9 protein-coding genes are annotated in these 11,755 nt (G+C 65.3%); 5 read left to right on the top strand and 4 right to left on the bottom strand.

Annotated elements, in window-relative coordinates; genetic code table 11:
- Positions 1-15: 15 nt before the first annotated feature.
- Positions 16-1,107 (bottom strand): citrate synthase/methylcitrate synthase, encoded by a 1,092-nt coding sequence (locus GWE18_RS21185; RefSeq protein WP_275187642.1) that lies wholly within the window; start codon positions 1,105-1,107, stop codon positions 16-18.
- 74 nt (positions 1,108-1,181) lie between these two features.
- Between GWE18_RS21185 and GWE18_RS21180 the strand changes: the two genes are divergently transcribed.
- Positions 1,182-2,399 (top strand): citrate synthase family protein, encoded by a 1,218-nt coding sequence (locus GWE18_RS21180; RefSeq protein WP_275187641.1) that lies wholly within the window; start codon positions 1,182-1,184, stop codon positions 2,397-2,399.
- On the opposite strand, the gene GWE18_RS21175 is transcribed toward GWE18_RS21180, so the two are convergent.
- Positions 2,357-3,016, bottom strand: a complete 660-nt coding sequence (locus GWE18_RS21175) for a DedA family protein (RefSeq protein ID WP_275187640.1) — start codon at positions 3,014-3,016, stop codon at positions 2,357-2,359. The genes GWE18_RS21180 and GWE18_RS21175 overlap by 43 nt on opposite strands.
- Before the next feature lie 290 nt (positions 3,017-3,306).
- On the opposite strand from GWE18_RS21175, the gene cobS reads away from it, so the two are divergent.
- The 4 genes from cobS to GWE18_RS21155 all read left to right on the top strand — a co-directional run bounded on the left by cobS (position 3,307) and on the right by GWE18_RS21155 (position 8,659).
- Entirely contained in the window at positions 3,307-4,305 is a 999-nt protein-coding gene (gene cobS, locus GWE18_RS21170) for a cobaltochelatase subunit CobS (protein ID WP_057854994.1), read from the top strand.
- Between the two features lie 144 nt (positions 4,306-4,449).
- Positions 4,450-6,354 (top strand): cobaltochelatase subunit CobT, encoded by a 1,905-nt coding sequence (cobT, locus tag GWE18_RS21165; RefSeq protein WP_275187639.1) that lies wholly within the window; start codon positions 4,450-4,452, stop codon positions 6,352-6,354.
- A gap of 4 nt (positions 6,355-6,358) precedes the next feature.
- Positions 6,359-7,426: an esterase-like activity of phytase family protein gene (locus GWE18_RS21160; RefSeq protein WP_275187638.1), complete on the top strand. Its 1,068-nt coding sequence runs from the start codon at positions 6,359-6,361 to the stop codon at positions 7,424-7,426.
- 120 nt (positions 7,427-7,546) lie between these two features.
- Positions 7,547-8,659, top strand: a complete 1,113-nt coding sequence (locus GWE18_RS21155; protein ID WP_275187637.1) for an NADH:flavin oxidoreductase/NADH oxidase — start codon at positions 7,547-7,549, stop codon at positions 8,657-8,659.
- A 185-nt stretch (positions 8,660-8,844) separates the two neighbouring features.
- Here the strand turns inward: GWE18_RS21155 and GWE18_RS21150 are convergent, their stop codons facing one another.
- Positions 8,845-9,975, bottom strand: a complete 1,131-nt coding sequence (locus GWE18_RS21150; RefSeq protein WP_275187636.1) for a DUF2336 domain-containing protein — start codon at positions 9,973-9,975, stop codon at positions 8,845-8,847.
- 471 nt (positions 9,976-10,446) lie between these two features.
- A complete protein-coding gene (locus GWE18_RS21145) occupies positions 10,447-11,721 on the bottom strand; it encodes a DUF2235 domain-containing protein (RefSeq protein ID WP_275187635.1) in 1,275 nt (424 codons plus the stop codon).
- Positions 11,722-11,755: the final 34 nt, after the last annotated feature.

The raw sequence follows: 11,755 nt of genomic DNA, 5'->3' as shown, positions 1-11,755 counted from the left end.
GTCAATCGCCCCCTCTCACCCAGGCATCGCCCCGATATACGCCGAACTCGGCCGGATCAACCTGCCGCCGCGCTGCTGCTCGCGGGCATGCGCGGTCCAGCCTGCGGCGCGCGCCACCGCAAAGATCGGCGTAAACGCCTGCCGCGGAATCTTCAGCGCGTCGAGCAGGATTGCGGTGAAGAACTCCACATTGGTTTCGAGCGGGCGGTCGGGATTTTTCCGTCGCAATGCGTCGCGGATATAGGCCTCGACCTCGCCCGCGAACGGCAGCTCGGTGCCGCCTCCTGCGAGCCGCCCGATCGCGCGCTTGAGCACATCTGCGCGTGGATCGCGGACGCGATAGATGCGGTGGCCGAATCCCATCAGCCGCTCGCCGCGAGCCAGTGCACTGTCGATCCACGGTTTGATGCGCTCGGTCGAGCCGATCGCATCCAGCATCTCCAGCACCGGCTCAGGGGCGCCGCCATGCAGCGGCCCGGTCAGGGCGCAATAGCCGGCGGTGACGGCTGCGAACAAATCCGCTTGCGTCGAGGCTACCACGCGCGTCGCGAAGGTCGAGGCATTCATGCCGTGGTCGCAGACAGTGACGAAGTAGGTGTCCAGCGCGGTGATCTCGCGCGGTTCGGCTTTGCGGCCGCGCAGCATCGACAGCGTGTCGGCGGCATGGCCAAGGGTCGGGTCGGGCGCGATCGGGTCCTCGCCTTTGGCCCGCTGCAGCAGCGCGCCCGCGATCACAGGCAACGCGCCGACGATGGTCGCCTCTTGCTCAAGTCCGTTCTCGCCACGCAGGCCGGCAACGGCTGCGCGAAAGCCGTCGACAATCGACATGCCACGCGTTGCCGGCAGCAATTCGGGTAGCCGTGCGAATGCGCGTTCCCGCGCAGCGCCTAGCCTCGAACGCACATTGGCTTCGTTAAGCGAGGTTCCCATTGCGGCGTTCCACAGCCGCGCGGTGACTCCTTCAAAACTCGACTTGCCCGCGAGGTCGCCGACCCGTTCGCCTGCGATGATCAGCTCGCCCCGCTCGCCATCGACATGGCTGAGGACGGTTTCGGCGGCCGGAATGCCGTCGAGCCCGATCGGGGTCTTGGAAATCTGCATGTTCATGAGGGCTCTCCTTTGCCTGCTGTCAAAGATCGGGCCCCTCGACAGATTGATCAATCTTGATTATGTAAATCAATATGAAAAAGTCCGCCGGCCTTTATCTCTCGGCCCGCGAGGCCTCCGCCGAACTCGCGATCTCGCAGGCAACGCTCTATGCCTATGTCAGCCGCGGCTTGATCCGCTCCGAGCCGTCGCAGGATTCGCGCAGCCACCGCTACCGGGCCGAGGACATCCGCACGCTGAAGGAGCGGCGCGCGCCGTCGCCGGAGCCGCGGGGCCTGCGCAGCTTCGATGCCGATCTGCCGGTGATGGATTCGGCGGTCGCGACCATTACCGAGGACGGGCCGATCTACCGCGGCGTCAATTGCGTCGACCTCGCCGAGCGCGACACGCTCGAACATGCCGCCACGCTGCTATGGGATGTCACCGGCGTCGATCCCTTCGAACAGGATAATTGCCCGGTTGTGTCGGACGAAATGCGCGCCGTGGCTGAGGCTGCGCGCGGGGTCAACGCGATCGATCGGACGATCGCTGTGCTGGCGCTGGCGGCGAGCGCCGATCCGCGCGCATTCACCCGGGCCCCCGAAGGGCGCGCGATGCTCGGCGGCCGCATCATGCGGCTGGTGGTCGCGACCATGCTGAACGCCAGATCCTCGGCAAATCAGCTTCATCTGCAGATCGCGCGGGTCTGGGCGCCGGAGCACAAGCACGCCGCCGATTTGATCCGCCGCGCGCTGGTGCTGCTGGCGGATCATGAATTGAATGCCTCGACCTTCACCGTGCGCTGCGCGGCCTCGACCGGCTTGAATCTCTATGACGCTGTGATCGCCGGTCTCGTCGCGCTGAAAGGCCCGAAGCACGGCGGTGCCGGCGTGCTGGCGGCGCAGCTTCTGAAGACGCTTGCCAATGGCGAGGTCGCGCCCGTCATCCGCGAGCGCGTCGCGCTCGGCGAACGCTTCGCGGGCTTCGGCCACGGCGTCTACAAGCATGGCGATCCACGCGCGCGAGCGCTGTTGGAAGCGCTGGCGCGTTCCGGCGCCGACCGCAAACTCACCCACGAAATCCCGGAGCGCATCGCGGAGGCGACCGGCGAGTTCGTCAACATCGACTATGCCCTCGCGGTGCTCGTGCATACGCTGGGCCTGCCGCCCGGCCATGAACTGGTGCTGTTTTCGATGGCGCGAACGGTGGGGTGGATTGCACATGCTTGCGAGCAGTTGCGCCATGGCGGGCTGATCCGGCCCCGCGCCCGCTATGTCGGTCCTGCACCGGGGCGGAGCCCGGCCCGGGCCTGACGGCGGCGCAGCGCCCAAACGCCGAGCGCGACGATCGACGCTACGAACACGGCCAGCATCCACAGATGTTTGCCGGTGTGCTGGTGGTGCGGCAGGCCGGCATATTCATGCAATGCCGAAACCGCAAGCACGCCCGGCAGCACATGCGCCGCCGCCCAGCCGAGTACCGCGGGAATATTGACGCCGAAGAAAAGCATCGGCGACATCCCGAGCGCACCCGCCGTGACCGGTACGAAGGCGCGGATTGGCGGCACAAAGCGCGCGAAAAAGACGGCCAGCGTTCCCCAGCGGTGGAAGAACGCCTCGCTCTGCGCCATCACGCCTGGATATCTCGACATCGGCCAGGCGCCGAGAATTTCGCGTTGTGCGCGATGGCCGGCCCAGAACGCCGAGCCGTCGCCGAGTACGGCGCCGGCGATCGCTGCCGTCAGCACGCCCCACAGCTTCAGTTCGCCGCCCGGCACGAGCGCGCTCAGGGCAAGGATGATGGTCGAGCCCGGCACCAGCGCTCCCACCACCGGGATCGCCTCCAACAGGGCTGCAAGAAATAGCGTCAGATAGGCCAGCCAAGGATGGGCCGAAATGAATGCAATCACGGGATCGAGGAATGAAGTCACAACATTGCTGTCCGATAGGTGGGCTGAACTCAGAGCTACCAAGCCCGGACAGGGGCTGAAAGTGCCGGTTTTGTGCCTGGCGGGTGGCCAAGGCGGCAAAAGTGCGGCGTGATTCGCAGGGCAGCCCTCCAAAAACCTGATACACGGCCTATCTCAATGATAAGGCAACGGAACTTTGATTGTGCCTCGGGCTTCTGCCGGCCGTTGCTCTCTGCTAGGTTTGCATTAGCCCCCATCCGCAGCCATTCAACAGATCTGGTTTCGGGAACGCCCGGGACCTCGGAGGATTGATGACGACCGCCGCCATGACCAAAGTTACGGAGCCTGCCGGCTTGCCCGATATGAAGGTGTCGGTCCGCCAGGTCTTCGGTATCGACAGCGATCTCGAAGTGCCGGCCTATTCCGAAGTCGACCCGCATGTTCCGGAAGTCGATTCGGACTATCGCTTCGACCGCGCCACCACGCTGGCGATTCTCGCCGGTTTCGCCAAGAACCGCCGCGTCATGGTCACCGGCTATCACGGCACCGGCAAATCGACCCACATCGAGCAGGTCGCAGCAAGGCTGAACTGGCCCTGCGTGCGCGTCAATCTCGACAGCCACATCAGCCGTATCGATCTCGTCGGCAAGGACTCGATCGTCATCAAGGACGGCAAGCAGGTGACCGAGTTCCGCGACGGCATCCTGCCCTGGGCGCTGCAGCACAATATCGCGCTGGTGTTCGACGAATACGACGCCGGCCGTCCTGACGTGATGTTCGTGATCCAGCGCGTGCTGGAAGTCTCCGGCCGCCTGACGCTGCTCGACCAGAACAAGGTGATCAAGCCGCACCCGTCGTTCCGCCTGTTCTCGACCGCCAACACGGTCGGCCTCGGCGACACCTCGGGCCTCTATCACGGCACCCAGCAGATCAACCAGGGCCAGATGGACCGCTGGTCGATCGTCACCACGCTGAACTATCTGGCGCATGACGAAGAAGTCGAAATCGTGCTGGCGAAGGCGCATCACTATCGCACGCAGGAAGGCCGCGACATCGTCAACAAGATGGTGCGCCTTGCCGATCTCACCCGCAACGCGTTCGCCAATGGCGATCTGTCGACGGTGATGAGCCCGCGCACGGTGATCACCTGGGCCGAGAACTCCGAGATCTTCGGCGACATCGGCTTTGCCTTCCGCGTCACCTTCCTCAACAAGTGTGACGAACTGGAGCGGCCGCTGGTGGCGGAATTCTATCAGCGCTGCTTCAATGCGGAACTGCCCGAGAGTTCGGTGAACGTGGCGCTCTCGTAGGCGTCCGTAGTCGTTGTCCCTGCGAACGCAGGGACCCATACGCCGTGACGTTTCAGTAGCGCGACGGAGCCAGAGTTTGGAAGACAATGATCGCCGGTGGTTATGGGTCCCTGCTTTCGCAGGGACGACGGCGGTGAGGTGGCAATGACGACGTCGAACTCCAAATTCCGTACCGGATCCAAGGAAGCACCGACCGAGCCGTTCAAGCGCGCGGTGACCTCTTGCCTGCGCGCGATCGCGAAGGCGCCGGAGCTGGACGTGACGTTCGCGGCCGAGCGTCCCGGTCTGGCGCCCGGCAAGGCGCGGCTGCCGGAGCCCGCCCGCAAGATGACCAAGCGGGATGCGGCGATCGTGCGCGGCCACGCCGATTCGATCGCGCTGAAGCTCGCCTGTCACGATCCCAAGGTGCATCGCAAGCTGATGCCGGGCAATCCGCAGGCGCGCGGCGTGTTCGAGGCGGTGGAGCAGGCGCGCGTCGAGGCGATCGGTTCGCGCCGGATGTCGGGTGTTGCGAAAAACCTCACCGCGATGCTCGACGATCATTTTCATCGCGGCAAATACGACGAGATCACCGATCGCGCCGATGCGCCGCTGTCGGATGCGCTGGCGATGCTGGTGCGCGAGCGGCTGACGGGGCTGGCGCCGCCCGCGGCTGCCAGGAAGATGGTCGATCTCTGGCGCCCGGCGCTGGAAGACAAGATCGGGACCCGGCTCGACAAGCTCAGCCGCGTCACCGAGGACCAGGCCAAGTTCGGCGATCTCGTGCATGATCTGCTGTCGGCGCTCGACCTTGGTGACGACCGCGATGCCGACGCCGATGACGACGAAAACGACGACGAGAATCAGGACGGCGAGAGCGACCAGTCCGGCGCCGACGGTTCGCCCGATTCCGACGCCGCGCAGGAAATGAGCGCCGACCAGGCGCAGGCGTCCACCGACGAAATGTCTGAGAGCGCGATGGAGAGCGCGCAGGCCTCCACATCAGACACCTTCGACGACGGCGAGCTCGGCGACGACGAGACGCCGGGCGAGGCGACGCGGCCGAATACGCGCGGCGCCAACGAGCCGCGCGGGCCGGAATACCACGCGTTTGCGCCGAAGTTCGACGAGGTCATCGCCGCCGAAGATCTCTGCGATCATGACGAGCTGGAGCGCTTGCGCTCCTATCTCGACAAGCAGCTCGCGCATCTGCAGGGCATCGTGGCGCGGCTCGCCAACCGGCTGCAGCGCCGCCTGATGGCGCAGCAGAACCGCGCCTGGGAGTTCGACCTCGAGGAAGGCATCCTCGATCCGGCGCGGCTGTCGCGGGTGGTCACCGATCCCTATCATCCGCTGTCCTTCATGCACGAGAAGGAGGCGACCTTCCGCGACACCGTGGTGACGCTGCTTTTGGACAATTCCGGTTCGATGCGCGGCCGCCCGATCACGGTGGCGGCGACCTGCGCCGACATTCTCGCGCGTACGCTGGAGCGCTGCGGCGTCAAGGTCGAGATTTTGGGCTTCACCACCCGCGCCTGGAAGGGCGGGCAATCCCGCGAGGCGTGGCTTGCCGCCGGCAAGCCGGCCAATCCCGGCCGGCTCAACGATCTCAGGCATATCATCTACAAATCCGCCGATGCGCCGTGGCGGCGTTCGCGCAAAAATCTCGGCTTGATGATGCGCGAGGGTCTCCTGAAGGAGAACATCGACGGCGAGGCGCTGGACTGGGCGCACAAGCGGCTGCTCGGCCGGGCCGAGCAGCGCAAGATCCTGATGATGATCTCGGATGGCGCGCCGGTCGACGATTCCACGTTGTCGGTCAATCCCGGCAATTACCTCGAGCGGCATCTGCGCCACATCATCGAGGAGATCGAGACCCGTTCGCCGGTCGAACTGATCGCGATCGGCATCGGTCACGACGTCACGCGCTACTACCGCCGCGCGGTCACCATCGTCGACGCCGAAGAGCTCGGCGGCGCCATCACCGAAAAGCTCGCCGAGCTGTTCAGCGAGACCCAGGGCGCCGCGCCCGTCACCGGCCACCGCCGGCCGCGCCGTCTGCATTCGTGAGAGCATGCGCACGCCCATAGGCCGCCGCCGCCTTCTGAAATATGCAGCGGCGGGGCTTTGGGCGGCAGCCCTGCCCGCGGCGGCGCTGGCGCAAACGGCGGTGCAGCGGCCGCCGAAGCAGAGCGTTCCCGACGAATTTTCGGTCAGTTCACCGGTTTCGATCGACGTCAATGCCCGGCCGCTGCCCTCGTTCGACACCCGCGACCGCTTGCATGTGCGGTTTGGCGAGCTCGAATATCGCAGCGGGCTCATTCTGACCTCGCGGTTTCGCGGCTTCGGCGGATTGTCGGGCCTGCGGCTCGACGCCAAGGGCGAGCGCTTTATCGCGATCAGCGACAAGGGAGGCTGGTTCACCGGGCGCATCGTCTACAAGGGCCGCGAGATGACCGGGCTCGACGATGTCGAGGCGTCGCCGGTGCTTGGTCCCGACGGCAAGCCGATCACCTCGCGCGGCTGGTACGATACCGAGGCGATCGCGCTCGACGGTTCGCTGGTCTATGTCGGGCTCGAGCGCGTCAATCAGATACTGCGCTTCGACTTCGCCAAGGGGTTTACGCGCGCGCATGGCGAGTTGATTCAGTTGCCGCTGGGCGTGCGCAAGCTGCCCTACAACAAGGGAATCGAGGCGCTTGTCGTGGTGCCGAAGGGCTTGCCGCTGGCGGGAACGCTGATCGCGATCTCCGAACGCGGGCTCGACGCGCAGGGCAACATCACGGCCTTCCTGATCGGCAAGACGCTGGGGCTGTTCAGCATTCGCCGCACCGACAATTTCGACGTCAGCGACGCGGTGCTGCTGCCGTCCGGCGGGCTGTTGCTGCTGGAGCGCAAATTCTCCTGGCTCGGCGGGGTCGGCATCCGCATCAGGCGCATTGCGCTTGCATCCATCGTGCCCGGCGCGGTGGTCGACGGCCCCGCGATCTTCGAGGCCGACCTCGGCAGCGAGATCGACAACATGGAAGGCATCGACGCCCATGTCACGCCGGAGGGCGACACGGTGCTGACGCTGATCTCCGACGACAATTTCTCGATGATCCAGCGCAATCTGCTGCTGCAATTCACGCTGGTGGAGTGACGTTGCCGGTGGCGTCGCCTGCGATGAATCGCCCGGCAGGGTTGCAGCCGGAGCGGGTTGAGGAGCGCCGAGCGGCTCGCTAGATATTGCGGGTCGCTTTCCTCCCGGTGCGGATCCCCCATGAGCGCTTTGTTTACCCCGATCAAGCTGCGCGGCCTTAACCTTGCCAACCGCATCATGGTGGCGCCGATGTGCCAGTATTCCGCTGTCGATGGCGAGGCCAGCGACTGGCACTTCACCCACATCAATTCGCTGGCGCTGTCGGGGGCGGCCGTCTTCTGCATCGAGGCGACCGCGGTGGAGGCGACCGGCCGCATCACGCCCGGCTGCCTCGGCCTCTACAACGACGCCACCGAAGCTGCGCTGAGGCCGATCCTCGCCTCGGTGCGCAAGCGCTCGAAGGCCGCCGTGATGATGCAGCTCGCCCATGCCGGTCGCAAGGCGTCGAGCCACACGCCATGGGAGGGCGGGCAGTTGATTCCGGTGACTGAGGGCGGCTGGCGCGCGGAGGGTCCTTCCGCCATCCCGCACAAGGACGGCGAGCCGCCGCCGCTGGCGTTCGACGCGGCGGGACTTCAGCGCGTGCGCGACGCTTTCGTGGCCGCCGCGCAGCGCGCCGAGCGGCTCGGCATCGACGCGATCGAGGTGCACTCGGCGCACGGCTATCTCCTGCATCAGTTCCTGTCGCCGATCGCCAACCGGCGCACCGACCAGTATGGCGGATCCTTGGAGAATCGCATGCGCTTTCCGCTCGAAGTGTTCGACGCGGTGCGCGACGCGTTTCCGCACGACAAGCCGGTGGGATTGCGCGTCTCCTGCACCGACTGGGTCGAGGGTGGCTGGGATATCGCGCAGACCATCGAATTCGCAGGTGAACTGAAGAAGCACGGCGTCGACTGGATCGACGCGTCCTCGGGCGGCGTGTCGCCGCTGCAGAAGATCCCGCTCGGCCCCGGCTACCAGGTGCCGTTCGCGCAGGCGATCCGGGAAGCCACCGGCCTTCCCACCATCGCCGTCGGCCTGATCACCGAAGCCAGGCAGGCCGAGGAGATCGTGGCCTCGGGCAAGGCCGACATGGTCGCGCTCGCGCGCGCCATGCTCTACGACCCGCGCTGGGGCTGGCACGCCGCGGCCGAACTCGGCGGCGAAGTTTTCGCCCCGCCGCAATACTGGCGCTCGCAACCCTCGACGCAGAAGGCGCTGTTTGGCGCGACGACGTTCGGGACAAGGTAGTTCTTTTTCTTCCTTCTCCCCTTGTGGGAGAAGGTGCCTTCGCGACAGCGAAGGCGGATGAGGGGTTCTCTCCGCGGAGACAGACCCCTCATCCGTCTCGCTGCCGCTGCGCGTCAGCGATCCACCTTCTCCCACAAGGGGAGAAGGGAAGTAAGAGTCGCTTCGCTCGCAGTGACGCAATCAACTCAACTCAAATTCGGCCTCGGCGGGGCATCCGCGGCGCGGACTTGCCAGAATCGCAGCAGGCGGCGGGCGTTTTCGACCGTCAGCTTGCCGTATTGCTCTTTCGCTTTCGCGAGCTCATGGCGGCCCATCGAGCCGGCGGAGAAGCGGCTGTCGAGCACGGCGGCAACGGTTTCCCAGTTCAAGCCGGCGACGCGGCAGGGGATCAGCACGCCGTCGTTGCGCAGGCTCTGCATCACCGGGCGGATCACGTCGATGCCCGAGCCCGACAAGACAGCAAGCGCCGCGATCGTCTCAGCGTATTTCCGCTCTTTCGCAAACGCCAGCAGCGCCGGCTCGTTGAGCTTGCCGTGCTTGGCGAGCGCCGCGACGAAGCGGCGGGCCGCGTTGAAATCGCGCGTGCGCGACATTTCGCGGTTGGCGCCGGTGACCGCGACCGCGATCGCGTTCCTGATTTCCTCGAACAGATGCGGCGGCGCCCGCGACAACAGCCGCGTGCGCACGGCTTCAGTGGCGCTCTTCAACAGTTGCTGGCGCTGCTCGGCGGGAAGGTCGATACGAATGCCGGTCTCGACTGCCAAATCAGGATCTCCCTCCGCCTGCTTCAGCACGATGGCATAGCCGCTGGCCGACATCCGCGCGCCGGGATTGCTGACCAGCCGCCGGCTGACGGAGGGATAATGCCGCTTCAGAAGCGCATCGGTGACGATCTCGGTCAGCCACCAGCGCCCGGAGATCGCGAGCAGATGCTGCTCGCTTTTGGTCCCTGCCAGCTCGATCAGATCCTCGGCCGTCAGCCGCGCCGATTCGGTCAGTACGGGACGGGCGATCGAAATCTCGTCATTGTGCGCCAGGCGCCGGATCACGGCCGGCGGCGCCTGCTTGATGGAGGCGAGCTGCGTGCTCATTTCGGCAAGCGCGATGCGCGCGGAAACATCCGCCAGCGCGCGCAGCTCGATGGTCCGGATCAGCCGCTCCAGCACGTCGCCGAACAGCTCGATCTGCTCGCCGGAATAGCCTTCGGCGGACTGCAAGAACAGATCGGTGACCTGCCGCAGCGCATCCAGATGTTTGTCCGTCGAGCCGGCCTTTATGGCCGCCTCGACCTCGTCGGTGATCGATCGTTCCAACATCGCTCGTCCTGAGCGTTTCAAGCCGGTTCTGGCAGCAGATGGGTGAGAATAGGGAGCAGAGTTGAACGATTCGTAAACCATTTCGGTCGCCAGGCGGCGGGATTGCGGCCGCAGGGTTGCGGGGGGTCGGCCAATGGCCGAGTGGCGCGGCTTCGCTGTCGCCCCTGCGAGCATTCGGCGGCGCTTTTCCTTCTCCCCTTGTGGGAGAAGGTGGCGCGAAGCGCCGGATGAGGGGTTCTCTCCGGCGAAAGACCCCTCATCCGTCTCGCTGCCGCTTCGCGTCAGCGATCCACCTTCTCCCACAAGGGGAGAAGGGAAGGGGCGCGATGATGTTGCTCCGTCATTGCGAGGAGCGAAGCGGACGAAGCAATGTTTCCGCTTGTGGCGCGATGGATTGCTTCGCTTCGCTCGCAATGACGAATGGATAGAGCGACGTCGCGAAATGGTGGGCACGCTTGCGCTTTGCCCACCCTACGATTCCGCCGCCGCATGCACCGGCGGCGTTGGCATCGGCCACGTTTCATACTTGTTCGGAAAATTCACCGGCCGGTAGCTCGGCATCGCGTCCATCCGCTTCACTACGGATTCGTGGATCACGGCGCCTTCCGGGATCAGCCGCGGCTCGGCGTCGGGGATGTAGTAGCCGAAATAGGTCTTGCGCGCCGGCCATTCCCTGTAGGTCGCGCTCTTCGGAATGTATTCGAGAATCCACCACGCGCTCCTGAGCGAGGTGTGCACCTCGCCGCGGACATCAGGCGCGACGTAGGAGAACGGGCTGCCCTTGCGCTGGATGCCCCAGGCGAGCTGGTTGACATTGGCCTGGTTGACCTGCAGCCCGCATTTAACCGCCTCGTCGATCATCCAAAGCAGCGGATATTTGGAAAGCCCGCTTTCCTTTTCCGGATAGCCGCCGCCGATATCGCCATGCACGCCTGAGAACCACACCTGCAAAATATCCTGCGGCTCGGCATGCGCATCGTTGAAGCGGTTGTGCTTGTAGGTCTGCGGATCGTCCCACTTCTTGAGGCGGAACATGCAGCGCCGCTCGTCGATCGAGATCGCCTGCCGGAACGTCTGCACGCTCGGGTTAGAAATCGTGTAGGCCAGCTCCTCCAGGCTCGGCCAATAGAAGCGATCGGGCCGCGGCACGATCACGCTGGCGACCGTATCCCAGACGCCGACGAAGCGGATGGTCGGCCAGCGCGCCGAGGTGATGCGCGCGAACTGCGCCGCGTTGTCGAACGGCCCTTCCGGCAGCGGCCCGTCCTCGTCGCCGGTGTCAATCAGCGCCTTCGGGCTGAGGCGCAGCTTTGGCGCTTCATCGCTGGAGAACTGCTTGTAGGCGATCAGGCCCGAGCCTGCGAGATTGACCTGCTCCGGCGAGATCAGCCCCACCTTGTGGATCAGCCCCGCCAGCACCCGCACGGTATAGGCGCCGCGGGAAAAGCCGAACAGATAGATCGCATCGCCTGCCTGATAATGGTGCACCAGGAAGGAATAGGCCGCGAGCACGTTGTCATCGAGCCCATAGCCGGTGGCGAGGCCGAGAATGGCGTTGAAATCCTGCTTCAGCTTGTGCCACGGGTCCGGCCGCTCCAGCGTGCCGACCCCCGGATCGTAAAACACGAGCTGCCGCGGCTGCGTCTTCTCCGTCTTGCGCAGGCAGCGATAGAGCTTGAGCACATTGGAGATGTTCTCGGAAATCTCGTTGCCGGTGCCGTCGCAGCAGATGATGATGTTGCGCATGGTGATGCTCCCCCGGTGCTACCGGAGCGAGTAT

This window comes from Bradyrhizobium sp. CSA112 (genome assembly GCF_029051645.1).
Classification (GTDB): Bacteria; Pseudomonadota; Alphaproteobacteria; order Rhizobiales; family Xanthobacteraceae; genus Bradyrhizobium.
This window is presented reverse-complemented; position numbering and strand designations above follow the sequence as displayed.